Annotated in this window: 18 protein-coding genes; 6 read left to right on the forward strand and 12 right to left on the reverse strand. The window is 43.9% G+C overall.

The features are described 5' to 3' along the window. Positions 1-4: 4 nt before the first annotated feature. Positions 5-1,408, forward strand: a complete 1,404-nt coding sequence (locus R7Q11_RS14095) for a Y-family DNA polymerase (RefSeq protein WP_005372978.1) — start codon at positions 5-7, stop codon at positions 1,406-1,408. Positions 1,409-1,435: 27 nt separating this feature from the next. Further along, positions 1,436-4,510, forward strand: coding sequence for an error-prone DNA polymerase (locus tag R7Q11_RS14100; protein ID WP_225466531.1), 3,075 nt, complete (start codon positions 1,436-1,438; stop codon positions 4,508-4,510). Between the two features lie 72 nt (positions 4,511-4,582). Here the strand turns inward: R7Q11_RS14100 and R7Q11_RS14105 are convergent, their stop codons facing one another. Both R7Q11_RS14105 and R7Q11_RS14110 read right to left on the reverse strand, forming a co-directional pair. Continuing rightward, positions 4,583-5,536: a chemotaxis protein CheV gene (locus R7Q11_RS14105; RefSeq protein ID WP_005372976.1), complete on the reverse strand. Its 954-nt coding sequence runs from the start codon at positions 5,534-5,536 to the stop codon at positions 4,583-4,585. Positions 5,537-5,899: 363 nt separating this feature from the next. Next, positions 5,900-7,117, reverse strand: a complete 1,218-nt coding sequence (locus R7Q11_RS14110) for an ROK family protein (protein ID WP_005372973.1) — start codon at positions 7,115-7,117, stop codon at positions 5,900-5,902. Positions 7,118-7,524: 407 nt separating this feature from the next. On the opposite strand from R7Q11_RS14110, the gene pyk reads away from it, so the two are divergent. Continuing rightward, positions 7,525-8,967 (forward strand): pyruvate kinase, encoded by a 1,443-nt coding sequence (gene pyk / locus R7Q11_RS14115; RefSeq protein ID WP_005372972.1) that lies wholly within the window; start codon positions 7,525-7,527, stop codon positions 8,965-8,967. Positions 8,968-9,075: 108 nt separating this feature from the next. Here pyk and R7Q11_RS14120 read toward each other — a convergent pair whose 3' ends face one another. Together R7Q11_RS14120 and R7Q11_RS14125 are read right to left on the reverse strand one after the other, a co-directional pair. Then, positions 9,076-10,227, reverse strand: a complete 1,152-nt coding sequence (locus R7Q11_RS14120; RefSeq protein WP_005372971.1) for a patatin family protein — start codon at positions 10,225-10,227, stop codon at positions 9,076-9,078. Positions 10,228-10,271: 44 nt separating this feature from the next. After that, a complete protein-coding gene (locus R7Q11_RS14125; RefSeq protein ID WP_005372970.1) occupies positions 10,272-10,364 on the reverse strand; it encodes a YnhF family membrane protein in 93 nt (30 codons plus the stop codon). Positions 10,365-10,491: 127 nt separating this feature from the next. Here R7Q11_RS14125 and R7Q11_RS14130 point away from each other — a divergent pair, with 127 nt between their 5' ends. The 3 genes from R7Q11_RS14130 (at position 10,492) to R7Q11_RS14140 (ending at position 13,210) form a co-directional block, all read left to right on the forward strand. After that, positions 10,492-11,082 carry an outer membrane protein gene (locus R7Q11_RS14130; RefSeq protein ID WP_225466532.1) on the forward strand — a complete coding sequence of 197 codons (591 nt, stop codon included), beginning with the start codon at positions 10,492-10,494 and terminating at the stop codon, positions 11,080-11,082. 569 nt (positions 11,083-11,651) lie between these two features. Next, on the forward strand, positions 11,652-13,118 hold the full coding sequence (locus R7Q11_RS14135; RefSeq protein ID WP_005372966.1) for a sodium-dependent transporter: 1,467 nt from the start codon (positions 11,652-11,654) through the stop codon (positions 13,116-13,118). Then, a complete protein-coding gene (locus R7Q11_RS14140; RefSeq protein ID WP_005372963.1) occupies positions 13,115-13,210 on the forward strand; it encodes a MetS family NSS transporter small subunit in 96 nt (31 codons plus the stop codon). Before R7Q11_RS14135 ends, R7Q11_RS14140 begins: the two co-directional genes overlap by 4 nt. Positions 13,211-13,272: 62 nt before the next feature. Here R7Q11_RS14140 and R7Q11_RS14145 read toward each other — a convergent pair whose 3' ends face one another. From R7Q11_RS14145 to fabF, 8 genes are all read right to left on the reverse strand, one after another. Then, the gene (locus R7Q11_RS14145) at positions 13,273-13,674 is read right to left on the reverse strand and encodes a hypothetical protein (protein WP_005372960.1); all 402 of its coding nucleotides are present in this window, start codon (positions 13,672-13,674) and stop codon (positions 13,273-13,275) included. 214 nt (positions 13,675-13,888) lie between these two features. Then, positions 13,889-15,319 carry a PTS glucose transporter subunit IIBC gene (gene ptsG / locus R7Q11_RS14150; RefSeq protein ID WP_005372959.1) on the reverse strand — a complete coding sequence of 477 codons (1,431 nt, stop codon included), beginning with the start codon at positions 15,317-15,319 and terminating at the stop codon, positions 13,889-13,891. 444 nt (positions 15,320-15,763) lie between these two features. Continuing rightward, a complete protein-coding gene (locus R7Q11_RS14155; protein ID WP_213874799.1) occupies positions 15,764-16,531 on the reverse strand; it encodes a TatD family hydrolase in 768 nt (255 codons plus the stop codon). After that, complete coding sequence (locus R7Q11_RS14160; protein WP_054729226.1) at positions 16,522-17,484, reverse strand: DNA polymerase III subunit delta'; 963 nt, start codon at positions 17,482-17,484, stop codon at positions 16,522-16,524. Before R7Q11_RS14160 ends, R7Q11_RS14155 begins: the two co-directional genes overlap by 10 nt. Positions 17,485-17,508: 24 nt before the next feature. Further along, positions 17,509-18,141, reverse strand: coding sequence for a dTMP kinase (gene tmk / locus R7Q11_RS14165; RefSeq protein ID WP_005387350.1), 633 nt, complete (start codon positions 18,139-18,141; stop codon positions 17,509-17,511). Further along, the gene (gene mltG, locus R7Q11_RS14170; RefSeq protein WP_005372950.1) at positions 18,138-19,154 is read right to left on the reverse strand and encodes an endolytic transglycosylase MltG; all 1,017 of its coding nucleotides are present in this window, start codon (positions 19,152-19,154) and stop codon (positions 18,138-18,140) included. Before mltG ends, tmk begins: the two co-directional genes overlap by 4 nt. Beyond that, the gene (gene pabC / locus R7Q11_RS14175) at positions 19,151-19,966 is read right to left on the reverse strand and encodes an aminodeoxychorismate lyase (protein ID WP_225466533.1); all 816 of its coding nucleotides are present in this window, start codon (positions 19,964-19,966) and stop codon (positions 19,151-19,153) included. Before pabC ends, mltG begins: the two co-directional genes overlap by 4 nt. Positions 19,967-20,073: 107 nt before the next feature. Then, positions 20,074-21,324: a beta-ketoacyl-ACP synthase II gene (gene fabF / locus R7Q11_RS14180; protein WP_005372948.1), complete on the reverse strand. Its 1,251-nt coding sequence runs from the start codon at positions 21,322-21,324 to the stop codon at positions 20,074-20,076. Between the last annotated feature and the right edge of the window lie 93 nt (positions 21,325-21,417).

Consider the following 21,417-nt stretch of genomic DNA (forward strand, 5'->3'; position numbering starts at 1 on the left):
TGATATGGCTCTGTGGATTTACTTGCACTTCCCTCGCCTGCAGCTAGACGCACTCTTTGGTGATAACCAAGAACAACCCGTGGTGATTGTCGAAAGCCAACGTTGCCAGATTATTCAATACAACGAGATTGCCGAACAACAAGGCATTAAACCAGGTATGGGCCTAGGCAGTGCTGCGTCCTTGTGTCGAGATTTACAAGTGCATCCTTATCATCCGCACACCGAATGGAGCAAGTTACAAGAAATTGCTCAATGGCTGTATTTGATCACATCTGACGTTGTGTTGATGCCAAACCAAGGTATTTTACTGCGTGCTACTCCAATGCTCGCTCTGTATGAAGGGCTTGAAAACTATTGGAATAAAGTCAGAGCTCACTTATCGGAGCTGAAACTGAGTTTTCAATTCGGATGTGGTTTTTCGCCTTTTGCTGCCAAATTGATGGCAATATCAGGAGCGAACGTCATCAGTGAAGACAAATCTGCCATACAAAAAGTCCTATCACCATTACCGTTAACACTGGCAGATTTATCAAGCGCTACAGTAGAGAAGTTACAACGTGTAGGCGTCACCACATTGCAAAACCTGCTTGAACTGCCATTGCAAGACATCGCACGACGCTTTGATATCGATTTGGTGAACTACGTTGGTCGACTGACTGGGCAGTTTAAACACCCTGTCGACCTTTATCACCCTACCGAATCCTTCCAAGTTTATTTAGAGCTGTTGTTTGAGATCGAAAACGTTCAGTGGATTGAAAAACCGTTGGCCAAATTACTTCGTCAACTCGAAACCTTTCTTAAATTAAGAGATAAGGTCGCTTTTGAACTGTGTTTAACACTCCACCAGCGTGAGAAACAAGAGCAACACCTTCAACTCACTTCTGCGCAAGGTGATTACCTATGTCAGCGTTGGCAACAGTTAGCGAGTTTGAGCTTAGAGTCACTCTCGCTTAATGGCCCAGTCACAGGGCTAACGTTAAAAGTCATCCGTCAAGGTGAGCCTCTTAGTGCATCACGCGATCTCTTTGCTGGGCAGAAAGGAAACATGAATGCTTTAGAGCTGCTCTCTTTACTGCAAGCTAAATTGGGGAAAAGTGCCGTTTTAAAACCCAATATTGCTTGCGATCCTAGACCAGAAAAGGCCAGTCAGTATCGCCCTGCTGATGCTCCAGATAAAAAGGGGCACGCCATACCCTCCATACTACGCCCCGCAATGCAATTACCCACTCCCATTGTATTGCAAGAACAAGTTTCTTTGGTCCACGGACCTGAGCGAATAGTTTCTGGGTGGTGGGATGGTGATGAGATCATGCGTGATTACTACATTGCACACACCAAGCAAGGCCGCTGGTTATGGATATTTCGCGATCAGCACAAGCACTGGTTTCTTCATGGCTATTTTTGTTAAATCGACAGTTATTTTTGTTGGGTCATTATGAGTTACGCGGAACTATTTTGTCAGTCTAACTTCTCTTTTTTGACTGGAGCTTCTCATGCAGAAGAGCTGGTACTCCAAGCTGCTTTCTATCGCTATCAAGCTCTAGCTATAACGGATGAATGTTCAGTCGCGGGCGTTGTCAAAGCCCATGCGACCATCGAACAACATAAACTCGATATCAAACAAATCGTTGGAAGTATGTTTTGGTTAAATGATGAATGCCAAATCGTACTGCTTTGCCCTTGTCGCAAGGCTTATGCCGAGTTGTGTCGTATCATCACAAACGCAAGAAGACGTAGTGAAAAAGGCAACTATCAACTGTTCGAATGGGATTTGATGTCGGTTCGACATTGTTTGGTATTGTGGCTGCCCACACATCAAGAGAGTGATCACTATTGGGGGCGCTGGCTCAATCAACACCACGCTAATCGTTTGTGGGTAGCGATTCAGCGCCATTTGAGTAACAACGATACTGAGTACATTGCGCACTGCGAGCAGTTAGCACATGAATTTCAATTACCTATAACTGCCTGCGGAGGCGTTCTCATGCATGATGTTGAACGCTTGCCATTACAGCATGTACTTACTGCTATAAAGCATGGGTGTAGCGTCGATAAACTCGGTTTTGATCGTATTTCGAATACTGAGCGAGCACTTCGTCCTTTTAAAAAGTTGATTCGGATTTACAAACCAGAATGGCTGGAAGAAAGCACTTACATCGCCGATTTATGCGAGTTTAAGCTCTCCGATTTAAAATACGAATATCCTACCGAGCTGATCCCAGATGGTTACACACCCGACTCTTACTTACGTATGTTGGTCGAACGCGGTAAAAAGCTGCGTTTTCCTGAAGGCGTGCCAGCAGAAGTCAATCAAACCATCGAGAATGAACTGGCGCTTATTCAAGAGCTGAAATACCACTACTACTTCCTTACTATTCACGACATCGTAATGTTCGCGAAACAGCAAGGCATTCTTTACCAAGGGCGAGGTTCCGCTGCAAACTCTGTGGTGTGTTATTGCCTGGAAATTACCGCCGTCGATCCTCGACAAATCGCTGTCTTATTCGAACGATTTATCAGTAAAGAACGTAAGGAACCGCCGGATATTGATGTAGACTTTGAACACGAGCGCCGTGAAGAAGTTATCCAGTATATTTACAAAAAATATGGCCGTGAGCGTGCAGCACTTGCTGCAACAGTGATCAGCTATCGCTTTAAAAGTGCCGTGCGTGAAGTCGGTAAAGCACTAGGGATTGAAGAGACCCAATTGGATTTTTTCATTAAGAACGTTAATCGCCGAGATCGCCGCCAAGGCTGGCAAGCTCAAATTATTGAACTGGGCTTACAACCAGAATCTCTCAAAGGGCAGCAGTTCATCCAATTGGTCAACGAGATCATTGGCTTCCCACGCCATTTATCTCAGCACGTAGGTGGCTTTGTAATTTCATCTGGCCCTTTATATGAGTTGGTACCTGTTGAAAATGCCTCGATGGAAGATCGCACTATCATTCAATGGGATAAAGACGATTTAGAAAGCTTGAAGCTACTAAAAGTCGATGTGCTCGCACTCGGCATGTTAAACGCCATCAAAAAGTGCTTTCAGCTGGTCGAGAAACATCACCAGCGATCCCTCTCTATTTCCGAAATCACTCGCCGACAAGATGATCCACACGTGTATCGCATGATCCAAAAAGCTGACACGATAGGCGTATTCCAAATAGAATCTCGTGCACAAATGAGCATGCTTCCTCGCCTAAAGCCTGCTTGTTATTACGACTTAGTGATTCAAATTGCAATTGTTCGTCCAGGCCCTATTCAGGGTGATATGGTGCATCCTTTTTTAAAACGACGAGATCACAAAGAGCCTGTCAGTTATCCATCGGAAGAAGTAAAAAGCGTTCTTGAGCGGACTATGGGCGTCCCTATTTTCCAAGAGCAAGTCATCAAGCTAGCCATGGTAGCCGCAGGGTTTAGCGGCGGCGAGGCCGATCAACTCCGTCGAGCGATGGCATCATGGAAAAAGAATGGCGATCTCGCTAAATTCAGACCAAAACTGATCAATGGTATGCAAGAGAGAGGTTATGACTTAGCGTTTGCTGAGCGCATTTTCGATCAGATTTGCGGCTTTGGTGAGTACGGCTTCCCTGAAAGTCATTCAGCGTCTTTCGCAGTGCTGGCATATTGTTCTGCATGGTTAAAATATTATTACCCAGCCGAATTTTACACTGCATTGTTGAACAGCCAACCAATGGGATTTTATAGCCCATCGCAATTAGTACAAGATGCTCGCCGACATGGCGTCGAAGTATTGCCGGTGTGCGTCAATCATTCAAAATATCAACATCATCTCGTCTCACGTCCGAATGGCAGGCTCGGCGTGCAACTTGGTTTTCGCTTGGTGAAAGGCTTTAACGCAGAAAGCGCACAAAGGCTTATTGAGCGCAAACCACTTAATGGTTACCGATCGATTCAAGAAGTAAAGCAGATATTAAGAAGCCGAAGTGACATTGAATTATTGGCTTCAGCCAATGCATTTCAAGCCTTATCGGGAAATCGTTATAACGCTCGCTGGGCAGCAATGGATTCCTTATCTGACCTACCATTGTTTCACAAGGTCGAAGAACCCAATGTTAGCTACCAGACTCAACCCTCTGAATATGAAAATTTAATTGAGGATTACGCAAGCACGGGACTATCTCTTAGCCGCCATCCAATTAAATTATTAGAAGAAACGGGCAAACTCCCTCACTTTACCCGCATGAGGCAACTGACAGAGAAACCGCATAAGTCACTGGTCACAGTGGTAGGTGTGGTAACAGGAAGACAATCTCCAGGCACCGCCGCTGGCGTGACATTTTTTACGTTAGAAGATGACACGGGCAACATTAATGTGGTCGTTTGGCAAGCTACAGCACGAGCCCAAAAGCAAGCGTATTTAGGCGCTAAAGTATTAATGGTGAAAGGCATTCTTGAAAGAGAGGGAGAAGTCACGCACGTCATTGCTGGTAAGTTGATTGATTGCACGCACTACTTGAACAATCTACAAAGTAAATCTCGGGATTTCCATTAGTACAGAGGAATTAAGGAGAGAGATGTTAAAAATCAGAGAGAGGTGCGCTCCCTCTGATTTCACTAGATCTAATCATGCACTTTTAGAAAGCATCTGGCGTAATCGGTCTTGAGCAACTTCAACCAGCAGATCCGGTTGGAATTTAGATATAAAGCGATCACAGCCTACTTTTTGTACCATGGCTTCATTAAAACTACCGCTCAGAGAAGTGTTCAATGTGATAAACAACTTAGACATACGTGGATCTTGGCGCACTTCATGGGTCAGTTTATAACCGTCCATTTCAGGCATTTCAGCATCCGTAATCATCATCAACAGCTCTTTTTCTACATCTTTACCTTCATCACACCAACGTTTTAAAACCGTTAACGCTTCTAGCCCGTCACGACACTCGATGATATTCATACCTAATTGAGAAAGCGTATCGCGAACTTGATTACGAGCTGTAGAGGAATCATCCACAATCAGAACATTACGCCCGACCATTGCTTGGGCCAATTCTTGATCGAGAATATCCTCCGAGATAGTCACGTCGTAATGTACGATCTCTGCTAAAACTTTTTCAACGTCAATAATTTCGACAATTTGAGAGGCATCCCCCTCTTTAATTTGCGTGATAGCCGTGAGGTAATTCGAGCGACCAGACGTGGAAGGAGGCGGCTGAATTTCAGTCCATGCCGTATTAATAATGTTTTTAACCGGACCGACTAAGAAGCCCTGCACCGTGCGGTTGTACTCTGTCACGATCAAATTTTCTTCTTCCGCTTCACCACGCAAAGCTGGGAAACCTATCGCGCCACGCAAATCAATCACTGGCACTGCTTCACCTCGTAAAGAAGCGACCCCACGAATGTTGTAGTGTGAGCCAGGAAGCTTGGTTAACGGTGGCAGCTTGATGACCTCTTTCACTTTGAACACATTAATCGCAAACAATTGGCGACTATTTAAAGTGAACAGCAGAAGCTCTAGTCGATTTTCACCAACCAAGTTTGTACGCTGGTCAACCGTATTTAACACTCCGGACATACTACTACCTAAATTATGGATAATTCTTATTTTACTCGAAATCAGTACAGACACAGCAAGGTTATATAACCAAATAACCTTAAAATATTTGGCTTTTCGAGCACAGCTTTAAAGTACAACAGTTTTAGCGTATTACTTCTCTTTGCATCAGACGCAAAGTCACGCAGCACATTGAAAGCCATTTTGTTTATTTACTTGAGCTTTTTAGGAAATTACATGAATGGCGCAGATATAGCAATGCAGCATAACTCAAATTCCCTTTCAAGTAATAGGCGATCAAAAAGGGTGAGCCGTTAAGTCTCACCCTAAATCACCTACAAATGCAGTCTCAACAGCCAGGCACATCATCATGTTAAAAAGTACTTAACCTTCCACAACCTTCATCAATAGTTGACCATCGTACAACGCCTGCTTAATCAACGCGGCACCAGGCATTGTGGCTTGCTTATAGAAACGAGACTCCACCAGCTCAAGATCTTGGTGATAAACAGGTAAACTCTGCTCTTCGATACAGCGACGAACCGCAGGATAAAGCACATCTTTTGCTTGGTTAATCACACCACCGATCAAGATTTTCTCAGGGTTAAATAAGTTGATCACAATAGCAATTGCAGAGCCTAAGTAGCCTCCAAGTTTTTCAATCACATCGACGGCCAAAGGATCACCGTTTGCAGCGGCTTCACAAATGCTCTCAATACTCATTTCCTCTTGTTTAGCAAGAATAGAGTCTTCGCCATCAGCGATTCGTCTTACGACTTCTTCACGAATTGCCTGAGAACTGGCAACGGTTTCCAAACAGCCAATATTGCCGCAATGACAACGTTTTCCATTTGGGTCAATTTGAATATGCCCGAGTTCACCAATGTTACCGTGACGGCCTTGCAAAACGCGCCCATCCAGAATGATGCCCGCACCTAAACCGTGGTGGATAGAGATAAGAACGGAGTTGTCATTATCTTGAGAATGACCAAAAAGCTTTTCTGCTAATGCCCAAGCTCGCGTGTCATTGGCAATGAAAACTGGCAAGCCTGTTGCTTTGTATATCTCTGGTCCAAGAGCAAGATTTTCGACATTGTAATGAGGCATCTGCAAAACGACACCTTGCTCTGAGTTCACGAGACCAGGCAGCGTAAGGGCAATACTGGTAACACGATCAAGTTGATCCGCGTAAGTCTGAAAGAATTCATCAATTTCGTAAAGCAGGCGCTCAAGCACATCGTCTTGATCAAGCTCGTGTATCTCGATTTTAGTATCGATTAGTACATCACCGCCTAACTCATGCAAAGCAATGGTTAAATAACCCCGCCCCAAACGCATTGACAAAAATTGCCAGCCTTCATTATTGACCTGCAAACCGACAGCAGGTCGACCACGACTCGTCGCTTCTTGTACTGTCGTTTCATGAATCAAGTGCGCTTCAATTAATTCTCGAGTGATTTTGGTGATACTAGCAGGAGCAAGCTCACTCTGCTTGGACAAATCAATTCGAGAAATAGGACCTTTTAGGTCAATTAGTTTATATACACGACCAGCATTGACCTGTTTGATATGATCAATATGGCCCGGTTGAGCCATGTACATCTTGCACTCCGAAATTCTATAACGGGACAATTTTTTTACTTTGCGAACTAATTGTGAAGTGAATTAATAAATCCCCGTGACAAGCATCACGTATAAACCTGTTTGTTTGTGTATTCAATCAAATAACGAAGAATCTACTCCTGTTAAATTGTTTGAAAAATAACTTATTTTTATTCACTAAATTATGAAGTAATGCCTTTAAAGCAGCGTATTTTTATCAATAAGGCCATTGCCTGTCGAATATCTGTCTGTTTTACCGGGGTTACTCTTAATGTAAACATTCTGTGCATATACTTATATTCAAGTAGCTTTAAGGTGTGGGCTAAGCGAGGCTAACCTTGAGAGCGATTGCGTAAAGTAAGGATAGAGTTCAAGTTACCTGTACACACACATTCATCGGAGAATCTATGACTTCCAAATTAAGACGAACAAAAATTGTCACTACGCTGGGTCCTTCAACGGATAAGGACAATATACTTGAGGAGATCATCAAAGCCGGTGCAAACGTTGTCCGTATGAATTTTTCACATGGAACCAGTGAAGACCACATTCAACGTGCGAACAAAGTCCGTACCATTGCAGCAAGACTTGGGCGTCAGGTTGCAATTCTTGGTGACTTACAAGGCCCTAAAATTCGTGTATCAACGTTTAAAGACGGCCAAGTCATTTTGAATGTGGGCGATAAATTCACATTAGATAGTGATTTACCAAAAGGTGAAGGCAATCAAGAATCTGTAGGGTTAGATTATAAAGAACTACCGCAAGATGTTTCACCAAATGACATTTTATTACTCGATGATGGACGCGTTCAGCTGCAAGTTACCAAAGTAGAGGGTAATAAAGTTCATACCCGTGTGATTGTCGGTGGTCCACTGTCCAACAATAAAGGGATCAACAAAAAAGGCGGCGGATTGTCAGCCGATGCGCTCACAGAGAAAGATAAAGCCGACATTCTTACCGCCGCAGCAATTCAAGTAGACTACCTTGCTATTTCATTCCCGCGTAACGGCGAAGACATGCATTACGCTCGACGCTTAGCCAGAGATGCAGGCCTTGAAGCCATGTTAGTGGCTAAAGTCGAACGAGCAGAAACCGTCGCGACCAATGAGTCTATTGACGACATTATTCTCGCATCCGATGTGGTGATGGTTGCACGTGGTGACCTTGGTGTAGAAATCGGTGACCCTGAGCTCATAGGTGTCCAGAAAAAACTGATTCGCCGCGCACGCAGTTTAAACCGTATCGTGATTACTGCGACACAAATGATGGAGTCCATGATTACTAGCCCAATGCCAACGCGTGCTGAAGTGATGGATGTGGCCAATGCGGTTCTAGACGGCACTGACGCGGTGATGCTTTCTGGAGAGACCGCTGCAGGTAAATATCCTGTAGAAACGGTCAAATCCATGGCCGAAGTATGTGTGGGGGCAGAAAAAATGTCGGAGGCAAGTCTATCAACCTATCGCTTAGATAGAACCTTCGAAACCGCTGAAGAAACCATCGCAATGGCAACCATGTACTCTGCGAATCACATGGAAGGAATTAAAGCGATGATCTCGTTAACTGAGTCCGGCAGGACTGCGTTGATGATGTCTCGCTTAAGCTCTGGCTTGCCAATATTTGCCTTATCACGGAATGAATCGACACTAAATCGAGCAGCATTATACCGAGGCGTGACACCTGTATATTTCGAGTCAAAAAGTGATGCGGGTTTACCAACGGCTCAAGCAGCGATTACTAGCCTTAAAGAGCAAGGGTTCTTGCACAAAGGTGATTTAGTCATTATTACTCAAGGCGATGTAATGGATGTTGTTGGCTCAACCAACTGCATGCGCATTCTACAAGCGTAGTCGTTATACCTAACCGGAGTTAACCACAAGAACCCGCAAATAAGGCTCCGAAAATGGAGCCTTATTTATATGCTTTGTATATTGCGCACATCGTGAACGTAAGAAGGTTTATGCACTCTCTCTACCATCAATTTCAACATCCAGCTGGTCATAGAGTTGAACTAGGTTAAACCCAGCTTGAAGCCCAAGTTGATAGTCATGCTCTAGTGACTCTTGGTCACTTAACAAAGAAGAAGAACGAAGTCCCTCTTTAGGCGCAACTTGTAAAATAAAAGTGTCGTCAGGTGGAGCAGATATAAAGGCCTGAGTGAGCTCAAATGTTTGATAATGAATCATCAGCATGTCGGCTAAACCTGAATCAAAATTCTCACCAATCAGATGACTTAAACGATACAAGTTATCGGCACCGAACAACCAACGACCTCCATTTAACAGCATTTTCCCTGCAAGCTTCGATTGATGTGCTGCATTAATTTTTTGTTGGAAGAACGACGCCCAATCCAGCTTCCACTGATTCACTTTTTGCTGCCATGATTGCTGTACTGAGTTGATAGACTCTCGATACCATTCGACAGGCACATCCCCCACTTCACTTTGGGCTCTCGCTTCAATCTCTGAAAACGGCTCTGTGCGAATGACAATAATGTTGCGAGCATTCTGACGCCACGCTTCTTGAACAGGGATAGAGGCAGACACGCCGCCATCAACAAACTTATTGCCATTTACGTCGACAGGTCCGTGGTACAACTTGGGAATCGCACATGTCGCTAGCATAGTGTTAAACCACGAGTCATCCAAGATTGGTAGATATTGATCTGATAGCGTCTCTATATTCGTTACCGCAGCAAACGCTCCTCGTTTTCCCAATGCACTACGACCTAAATCAAGGTCAAGCTTGTATGGGAAATCTTGAATCCGTTCTAATGCCCACTCTAAACCTAAGTACTGCTGCTTTCGGATATAGCGAAACAGATTAAAAAATTCAGGAGACGTTGTCAGCTCGGTAATAAAAGCTTTGCCCATGCCATGTTGACGACACAAGTAAGAACATAAGTTAAGTGCTCCGGCAGAGGTGCCATAGAACTCATCGAAAGGATCGAAGTTGGAAAGTAAAAAGGCGTCTAAAACGCCAGCGGTAAAAATCCCTCTCTGCCCTCCACCTTGCGTGACTAAAGCAGTTTTACCATGCCTAAAGTGCTCATAAACTTTTACATCAAGCTCTGCATGGCTTTCTGTGATTATACCGCTGTTACGTATCATAGGCTCACGCCATTTTGTTAAATCGTTTGGTAAAAGTGGTTATCTTAAGCTGTTGTAATAGCAATGATGCCAAATGACAAAAGCACTGCAAAAACAGTCACCACAATGATTAATGCGGATTTTAGATCGTGTTCCATAAACACCTCCTTAATATGTAACAAATTAATAACACCGGTGTGAAATATGTTCAAGATTTGCTTAATTTAGTCGCGCAATTTTGACTAACCCATCACAATTAGCTTAGTCATAATAAGGAGATAGGGCATGAACCAAAAACTCAGCTGGTTAGTAGGAATCATGATGATGAGTACTGCTATCAATGCACAAGCGAATATCATCGTTACGCCATACATAGGCTATACAGGAGGCGGCCAAGTAGAGGATGAAAGTGGTAATAAATACGATCTCGACCCCGCAGTGAATTACGCTCTTTCAGTCGAGACTCCCTTAGAAAAAGGAAGGATCGGATTGTTTTACTCCAATCAATCGACGGAACTTGAAAAGCTGTCCAACTCGGCAGATATCCATTATCTGCACTTCCAAAGCAGCATGTACTATCCTGTCGCAGAAAATTGGCAAACCTATATCGGTGTAGGTTTGGGCGCTTCTTATGCCGATGTGGATTGGGTAGACAAAAAATACGGATTTTCGGCTAGCGCTTTTGCAGGGCTGGAATATGAATTTTCAAAGAACTTTGCGTTAACAGCCCAACTGAGATGGTTAGGAACGGTCGTTGATAACGATACATCTGGCGCCTGTAATCTACCTAATGACGGCTCAAACTGTATCATTAAGTTCGATACTGATTGGATGAACCAATTCCAATCAAATGTCGGTTTTAGTTTCAGCTTCTAATTTTTATGCATGTTCCTTTGCAGGACTCGTCACAAAGAACGCTGAACGAGTCCTGCACAGAGCCGATAAAGGATATCGTCTAAGCACCATTGTTTGGCAAAGTAACGAAGCATCATCTAGATAGGTGCACAAAAGATAGCCGTACGCCCTAATTCATCAAAATAGTCTTAAACACCAAAGCAATTATTAGATCCCAGTCATTTATTCCAGACAAACAACCAACCACCCACACAAAACCACAATCAAACTCAAATTTAACAAGATTAAAACCAGACAACGCATCTGAATTAACATTTAGATTCTATTGCGCTAAGTATTATTAGAAGTTAGTCTGATCAGTGAAAACAGATAAATATTTCAGTTTTATCAAACACAAATCAAAATTTTAAGATTAATAATCTACTTTCTCTTACAGTATCCAGAATATAGCTCTATAAAATTATAATAAGTTAGAATTAAGGATAGAAAAGCTGATGGATAACAGCGGTCCTTTCTTCCAACTGTTTGCGCAATTATTACTGTGTTACGTAGAGAGCTTCATTCCTCAGGGAGTCTTATAGGAGTCAAATATGAAGCGAGAACAATGGGGATCCCGGGCGGGATTCATCTTAGCAGCAGTTGGGTCTGCTATCGGTTTGGGAAACATTTGGCGTTTCCCATACATGGCCTATGAAAACGGTGGCGGCGCATTTTTTATTCCTTACATTTTTGCCATGATCACTGCCGGTATTCCATTTATGATCCTTGAGTTCAGTATGGGACAAAAATACCGAGGCTCGGCACCAAAAACACTTGCGAAAATTCATTCTAAATTTGAATGGCTTGGCTGGTTCCAAGTTGGTGTGGCTGCAGTTATTGCCGTTTACTATGTGGCTGTTATCGGTTGGTCGATTTCTTACTTTGGGTTGTCGTTCACTCAAGGTTGGGGAACCGATACCAACGCATTTTTCTTTAGTGAATACCTAAAGCTAGGTGACAACTCACCAACAGACTTAGGCAGTATTCAATGGAAGATTGCTTTATCCATGGTAATTGCTTGGGCAATTACTTACACCGCCATTGCCAAAGGCGTGAAATCAGGAATTGAACGAGCATCTAAAATTATGATGCCAATCCTATTCTTGATGGTGATTTTCTTAATCGGACGTATGATTTTCTTGCCAGGAGCTCTAGATGGCGTGAACTACATGTTCGAACCCGATTTCAGCAAAATTTGGGATGTGAAAGTATGGGCAGCGGCATATGGTCAGATCTTTTTTACGCTAAGTATCGGCTTCGCCATCATGCTAGCTTACTCTAGCTACCTACCAGAAAAGTCGGACATAACGAATAACGCGTTTATGACCGTGTTGATCAACTGTGGCTTCTCGATCCTAGCCGGCATCATGATCTTCTCAGTATTGGGTTACATGGCTCAAGAGCAAGGTAAGCCGTTAACAGAGGTGGTATCTGCAGGCGTTGGCTTGGCTTTTGTTACTTTACCTGCGGCAATTAACCTACTACCTGCCCCATATATTCTTGGTCCACTGTTCTTCTTTGCACTGGTGGTTGCTGGTCTAAGTTCGCATATTTCAATTATGGAAGCCGTAACTTCAGCCATTATCGACAAGCTGAAGTGGAGCCGTAAAAAAGCTGCAAATGTTGTGATTGGTATTGGCTTCGTTGTCTCTATGGCGTTTGCTACCAATGGCGGTCTGCTGCTACTCGATCTAGTAGACCACTTTGCAAACAACGTTGGCATCATGGTTGGTGGTCTGGTTGAGATTGTCTTGATGGCGTGGCTATTGAAGCGCGTGCCAGAAGTACGTAATTACGTTAACGAGCGCTCTGATTTCTCTGTTGGTCAATGGTTCGAGATCTGCTTACGCTTCGTTACACCAATCATGCTCGCCATTATCTTAGCGACCAAGCTATACGCCCTAATTACTGAAGGCTACGGTGGCTATGATCTAACTTTAGGCTGGGCACTTATCGCCGCACTCTTTATCTTTGGTCTAGTGATCAACGCAGTGAACCGCAAGGAGACAGCAAAATGACAATCAGCGCAATTATTATGATGGTTATTGGTTTAGGTATCACTTGGGGCGGAGCTGCCGTTTGCATCAAGCGAGCCATGGATAAACAATAGCAATATTGCATTCCAAACAAAAAACGCCGGTATTTACCGGCGTTTTTTATGTTTCTTTTATTCTAGAAACTGTATTTGATGCCAACGGCGCCGCCAAGTTGCAAGTCAGCACCTTTGTAAAGATCTAGCTCTGGGTGTATTTGGCCATAAAGGTCCCAGCCGCGTGATAAATCCCAGTTCACACCAAGTGGTACTCTCACACCAAACTCGTCATCCCATTCATACCAGCCACCAACGCCGACATACCAAGTCACAGGCATGTTTTGATCGAATGTTCCACGCTTAGCGATGTAATCAAACGCCATACCATCGTTTCCGATAATGCCACGATATTTGTTATCTAACTCTACAACAACACTTAATTGTTGATCGACAGCCATACCAACTGATAGATCCGTTGGCTCGCTTGCCGCCATTGCCGTACTAGAAACTAGTCCCAAAACTAAAATGAATTTGTTCTTCATACACGTTATCAATTATTCAAAAAAAACATTATTCGCTATTCAAACATAATGGCATATCAATATGTCAACGATGGGTAAGCTCGATGTATGAAAAAGCTGACAAAAGTAAAGATGAGTTTAGGATCACACTAAAAAAGGAACTGTCAGTTAATAAAATAGGAACTAAAAAAGGAGGCCGAAGCCTCCTTTTATGCATTACTATGAATGACTGCGATTAACCGTGGTTACGAATCCACTCATCCATTTCAGTTTTTAGGTTATCAGACTTAGTACCGAAGATAGCCTGTACACCACCAGCTACAACTACAACACCAGCAGCGCCTAGTTGTTTTAGCTTGTCTTGGTCAACAGCTGCTGTATCTGCAACTGCTACACGTAGACGTGTGATACATGCATCTAGACCAGTAATGTTAGCTTTACCGCCAAACGCTGCAACCAGTTCACCGCCCATATCAGAGCCAGAAGTTACAGCTGCACTTTCCGTTTCATCTTCACGGCCAGGTGTTTTTAGGTCAAGCGCTGTGATTACACCACGGAACACTACGTAGTAAATTACTGCGTAAACTAGACCAACGGCAATCATTAGCACCATCTTCTGAGCGTTACCAGATAGAACTAGGAAGTCGATCAGACCGTGAGAGAAAGAAGTACCGTGTACAAAGCCTAGAGTGTTCGAAACGATGTATGCAGAACCAGCTAGTAGAGCGTGGATACCGTATAGTAGTGGAGCAACGAATAGGAATGAGAATTCGATTGGCTCAGTAATACCAGTTAGGAATGAAGTCAGTGCAGCTGACGCCATGATACCCATTACTTTTGCACGGTTTTCTGGTTTAGCACAATGAGCAATTGCGATTGCTGCAGCTGGTAGACCGAACATCTTGAACATGTAACCACCCGCTAGCTGACCGAAGCCATTACCAGCAGCACGAGAGGCTTCATCAGCAACTAGGTAACAAGTTAGTACACCATTTTGAGCTTCACCGGCAGCGTTAACACAAGAACCTGCTTCGAAGAAGAACGGTACGTTCCATACATGGTGTAGACCGAATGGGATTAGAGAACGCTCAACAACACCGTAGATACCGAATGCTAGCTGTGGGTTTTGGTGTGCAGCCCAATCAGAGAATGCAGAAATTGCACCGCCAATTGGTGGCCAGATAACAGAAAGGATAACACCTAGGATGATCGCAGCAAAACCAGTGATGATTGGCACTGCGCGCTTACCAGCGAAGAAGCCAAGGTACTCTGGAAGTTGGATTTTGAAGAAACGGTTGAATGCCCAAGCAGCCACACCACCGACAAGGATACCACCTAGTACACCTGTATCGATTTTCTCAACACCCATAACGCCCGCCATTACACCTAGCGTTGCCGTCATGATGCCGTAACCAACGATAGCTGCAAGACCTGCAACACCGTCGTTGTTAGTGAAGCCTAGAGCTACACCTACTGCAAATAGAAGTGCCATTTGGCCGAATACTGAACCACCAGCTTGTTCCATAAGATTAGAAACGATCTCTGGAATAAAGCTTAGATGGGCAGCACCCACACCTAATAAAATACCTGCAACTGGCAAAACTGATACTGGAAGCATCAGAGCCTTACCAACTTTTTGCAGGTTAGCAAAAAGGTTCTTAAACATGTTTATGCTCCTGATAAATTTATAAGTATTATTTGGGCACTAACGGCACACCCCCGTAGCCTAAAGGTTAGCACCCAATGAAAATGTAACCACAACTGCATTATATTTTCCGGCTCTAAATATATATTGATGACCCTCAAACTTTCCACACAGTTACGAAATTTAGTTTCAAAACAAGTCTTGGATCACACCCAAAAACAGCCGATGAAAAGGTTTGCATTGCACTTATATTACTGTTTTATAAAGAATTAATTATTTATATAATTAATTTTAAGGCGTAAATAAAATACGCCTCAATGTTATTTTTAGTAACAAAATTACATTTGTGATTTTTGAATGTTATTAAATCAACATTTTTAGTAAACATTAAACTCATGAGCGTATCTGTTGTTTTTATCAACAAAAAAGGAGCCTAAGCTCCTTTTTTATGCTCTTATTATTTTTTCATCGCAAAAAAAGATTTCGGAAGTTTTCGGTGGTTTTTTGTGCCACTTCAGAAAGAGAGCACGATTTGAGTTGCGCAATATAAGAAGCGACTTCGACAACGTAAGCGGGGTGATTCTCTTTGCCACGATGAGGGACAGGAGCCAAGTAAGGAGAATCTGTCTCAATAAGAAGCTTCTCTAAAGGTAGAGTCTTCACCACTTCTTTTAACTCTGTAGCTTGACGGAAAGTAACAATCCCCGAGATAGAAATATAAAACCCCAGCTCCAGTGCAGCTTCAGCAAATGGAAGATCTTCTGTAAAACAGTGGATAACACCACCACATTTCTCTGCCCCACCCTTACGCAAAATATCTAGAGTATCCGCACGTGCGTTTCTGGTATGGATAATTAAAGGTTTGTTGAGCTCCACTGCAAGATCAACGTGTTGCTCAAAGCGCTCTTTCTGTAACGCGGCCGTTTCGGGCTTGTAATGATAATCTAACCCCGTTTCGCCAATAGCGACGACTTTTGCATTCGACGCATGGTGGCGCAATACGTCCATCGAAAAGTCGCTTTCAACATCAAGTGGGTGCACACCGCACGAAGCATAAACATTGTCATAAGGCTCGATCATTTCCATCATTTTCGGGAAAGAATCCAGCGTTACTCCAACAGAAAGTAGCTCAGTTACGTTTGCTTGTTTAGCTTTGTTAATAACGTCTTCCACATTGATGTGGAGATCGTCGTAATTCAATTTGTCTAAATGACAATGAGAATCTACGAACATAATGCCTCTCGTGATTCAATTAACCAATTCATTGATAGTAGCTCAAGGTTCAGGCCAGGAAAGGCTTGCACCTGAGCTTTCAGGTTCATCAGCGCCTTCGCTGATGAGTACAAACCGTTATAGTTGTCCGGTTGAAACTTTGTCGCGCCCGGAAGCATTTGAGCTTCTGATACACCAAACTGCGCTTTCTGAGCATCTGTCAGTAAATACCATGCCCAGTCTAGTGATTGCTCTGAGTGTTTAGCGATTAAAGAAGCACACTCAGAAACGTCTGAAACAGGCGAAGACATTGCCTTAATAAAACTGCGTTCAAAAGCCAAGTAAGCTTCGAGCTCACCATTATTTAACGCATCCAATGTTTTTATTGGAGAGCCCATATTCAGTTTTAAGGCATAAGCAGGAACTTGCTTCGCCCCTTGTTCGTGCATCCATTGCATCGCTTGTTCCGCTGACGGAGGCGCAACAACCCAGTGTTGGCAACGGCTACGAATCGTTGGGAGCAGACGCTCCTGATTGTGGGTAACGAGCAAAAACAAGCACTTTGCCCCAGGCTCTTCTAGCGTCTTTAACAGCGCATTCGATGCCGACTCGTTCATAGAGTCCGCCGGTTCTATTACAAATAGGCGGTAACCATTAAGCTGAGATGATTCCTGAGCAAGACGGTTACAAGCGCGAATTTGGTCCACCGTTATCGCCTTTCCTTCTTTCTCTGGCTTGATCCAGTGTAAATCAGGGTGGTTTTGAGATTGATTTAGCTGGCAGCTATGACAAAAACCGCATGCTTCACTCGCGTAATTTTGGCAAAGAAGTGCTTGGCTAAAAAACTCGATAAGTTTTTCGATGCCCAAGCCCTGCTCGCTTTGTAATAAAAGCGCACCTGGTATTCTGTCCGACTCTAACCCTACTTTGAGGTTATCCCATATTGGCTGTAGCCATGGATAATCATTTAACATGAGTCACCTAAATTTACGTTTCACTTATTGACGAGCTAGCCACTCGTTTAGAGCGTCCCGAATATCACGCGACACGCCTTCAATCGTCTGTTCTGCGTTAATGATAACGATGGAAGGATCGGCATGAGCAATCTCCAAATAACGCTCACGTGTACGCTCGAAGAAACTAATATCCATCTTCTCTATACGATCTAACTCACCACGCCCACGTGCACGCTCAAGCCCAACACGAGGGTCAATATCCATATAGAGAGTGAGAGCAGGTTTAAAATCACCAAGCGTTGTATCCCGGAGATTTTTCATTAACGATGCGTCAATCTGACGGCCACCACCTTGATAAGCTTGCGACGACATATCGTGTCGGTCACCAACCACCCACTGACCGTTTTCCAAAGCTGGTTTGATCACGTTCTCAACCAACTGAACACGTGCAGCGTACAGAAGAAGCAACTCCGTCATGTCCTTAAGTTCTTCGCCTTCGTGCTCTTCTTTCACCAGAGCGCGCATTTTTTCTGCTAGCGGTGTGCCTCCTGGCTCACGGGTATTTACGATATCCTCAATACCGGCCGCTTTTAGCGTATCTAAAACGGTTTTAATCGCAGTGCTTTTACCCGCGCCTTCTAGGCCTTCAACGACAATAAAGTTTGCTTTCATCATTTGTTCTTTCTTAGTTCTCTTAAATAGGCACGAACAGCACGGTTGTGCTCAGCAAGGGATTTCGAGAATACATGTCCGCCCTTTCCACTTGCTACAAAATATAAATAGTTGCTGCTTTCTGGATTCAAAGCCGCTTCAATGGAAGCTTCACCAGCCATCGCAATCGGTGTTGGTGGCAAACCATTGATGGTATAGGTGTTATATGGTGTCGGCGTACGCAAATCTTTCTTACGAATGTTGCCATCGTAGGCGTCACCCATACCATAAATAACTGTCGGATCAGTTTGTAACCGCATACGTTTGTTCAATCGGTTGATAAACACAGAAGCGACGCGCTCACGCTCAGAATCAATAGCCGTCTCTTTCTCGATGATAGACGCGAGAATCAAGGCTTCATATTTATCCTGTAATGGCAGCTTTTCTTGACGAGCTTCCCAGCTAGCGTCCAGTATTTTATTGAGTTTTCGATGCGCTCGTTTTAATAACTGGCTTTCACTCGCACCCGCTGTGTAATGGTAGGTTTCTGCTAAAAACAACCCTTCTAGCTTTTCTCTCTCAATTCCGAGCTTCGCAGCCATTTCTTTTTCTGAAAGATCGGTTAAATCATGCTTTAAATAAGGAGCACTTTTTAGTTGATCTACCCATTCAGAAAAGCGACTGCCTTCAACAAAAGTGATCGCAAACTGGTATTCTTTTCCAGTATTCAGATGCTCCAATGTTTGCGAAAGCGACATACCAGGCTCAAGTTGGTAAGTACCCGCTCGCACTTGCAACAATTCTGGATATAAGTGAGGAATTAAACGGATGTACTCCGATGTTTCAATCACCTCATCTTCAACTAAGGCGCGCATGACATGATGAAAGCTTGTACCACTTTCAACAGTAAACAGCTGAGGTTGTTCCAATAGAATAGGCTTTTCAACGTATTGTTTAGCCTGTGAAATTATATAAAAAACAGCTGCTGCGCCTATCACTGCGATCAGCACAACAAAAGCCAACAGTTTTTTAATCACGTAGTTAAATTCCCTTGCAGTCGTTGAGTCAATTTTCCTATCGGAAATATAGTCTTAGAGTTCGATGTCACTATGCTGCGAATAGGTGCGACACCTAATATTGAGTTACACATGAAAGCCTCGTCAGCACTCAGCAAATCTGGAAGTATAAAACGCCCCTCGATGACTTCAATATGACTTACTTTAAGTAACTCAAGCACCTTACGACGCATTACGCCCGTAACACCTGATAAGGTTAGCTCCGGCGTAAATACTTTATTACCTTTAACCCAAAAAAGGTTGGCCATTGTAGTTTCAATGACATGGTTTTGCACATTTAACGTTATTGCATCTGCAAACTCTGTATTGTCGATTTCAGCCTTGGCGAGAATCTGCTCTAAACGGTTGTTGTGCTTATGTCCCGCAAGTAAAGGTTGAATCCCTAGACGAGTATTACAAACGCCCAAGTCCACACCTTGTTCTTGCCAAGATGAATAATGAGAAGGAAATGCAAAATTGGAAATCGTCACGATAGGGCCTTTAATCCCATTAGGGCTATACCCTCGCCCGCCAATACCGCGGCTAACGTGAATCTTCACCCCCGCTCGTGCGTCAGATAAAACCGCTTTGCTTGCCCAACCATGCACAACTTTCCAGTCAGGTGAAGAGATCTTCAAAGCGTCAAGGCAAGCACTCATGCGCTCAGTATGCTCCTGCCAGTAAACCAACTCTCTATTTTGGGTCAGGATGGTGGTAAAGCCTCCATCACCGTATTGGAATGAGCGATCACCTAGCTCTACATGCGTTTGCGGAACTCCATTTACCCAAAACATTCACGTACCTTCAAATTAGCAGACAACAAATAAAACAAAACGGCTCAATGCTAAGCATCGAGCCGTTAGAATACAAGTTTCGCTTATCTAAATAAGGTTAGATAGTGTTACTCAGCGAACTTCTTGAAGATCAAAGAACCGTTTGTACCACCAAAGCCAAACGAGTTACAGATAGCGTACTCCATACCTTCAACTTTGCGCGCTGTATGCGGCACAAGGTCGATGTCTAGACCTTCTTCTGGATCATCAAGGTTAATGGTTGGCGGAACAATTTGGTCAACCAAAGACATAACCGTGATAATTGCTTCAACAGAGCCAGCAGCACCTAATAGGTGACCCGTCATAGACTTAGTTGAAGACACAAGAACTTGCTTCGCACCTTCTTCACCAAGAGCACGTTTCACGCCCTTGATTTCTGCAACATCACCAGCAGGAGTAGAAGTACCGTGAGCATTCACATAACCTACTTGAGTACCTGTGATGTTAGCGTCACGCATCGCCGCTTCCATCGCAAGTGCACCACCAGAGCCGTCTTCGCTTGGAGATGTCATGTGGTAAGCATCACCAGACATACCAAAACCAACCAGTTCTGCGTAAATCTTCGCGCCACGTGCTTTTGCGTGTTCGTACTCTTCAAGCACCATCATGCCAGCACCATCACCTAGAACAAAACCATCACGGCCTTTATCCCATGGGCGAGACGCTTTTTGAGGCTCTTCATTACGAGTAGATAGTGCTTTAGCTGCACCGAAGCCAGCCATGCCAAGAGGCGTAGAAGCTTTTTCTGCACCACCAGCAACCATCGCATCTGCATCGCCGTAGGCAATCATACGTGCTGCATGGCCGATATTATGCAGGCCAGTAGTACATGCGGTAGAAATCGCGATATTTGGACCACGGAGACCACGCATGATAGATAGGTTACCTGCAACCATGTTTACAATGGTCGAAGGAACAAAAAATGGGCTAACTTTGCGAGGGCCTTTGTCTACTAATGCAGTATGGCCAGTTTCGATAAGGTCAAGACCGCCAATGCCTGAGCCGATAGCAACACCAACTCGAGCCGCATTTTCTTCGGTAATTTGTAAGCCAGAGTTATCAAGAGCTTGAATACCCGCTGCAATGCCGTACTGGATGAAAAGGTCCATCTTACGAGCATCTTTTTTAGACATGTACTCTGTGCAATCGAAATCTTTAACAAGACCTGCAAAACGAGTTGAGAAGTTCGTAGTATCAAAGTGCTCGATATTTACGATACCACTTTGACCTTCTAGCAGGGCTTTCCAAGATGATTCTACTGTGTTGCCTACCGGTGACAACATACCCATGCCAGTGACAACTACACGACGCTTGGACACGATATAATTCTCCGGGAATTGAATATTTCTATGAGAGGATAGAAGAAGTTAGAAAGAACACAGGCGGTCTAGGAGACCGCCTGGGAGAGCTAA

This window comes from Vibrio sp. 970, assembly GCF_033339075.1.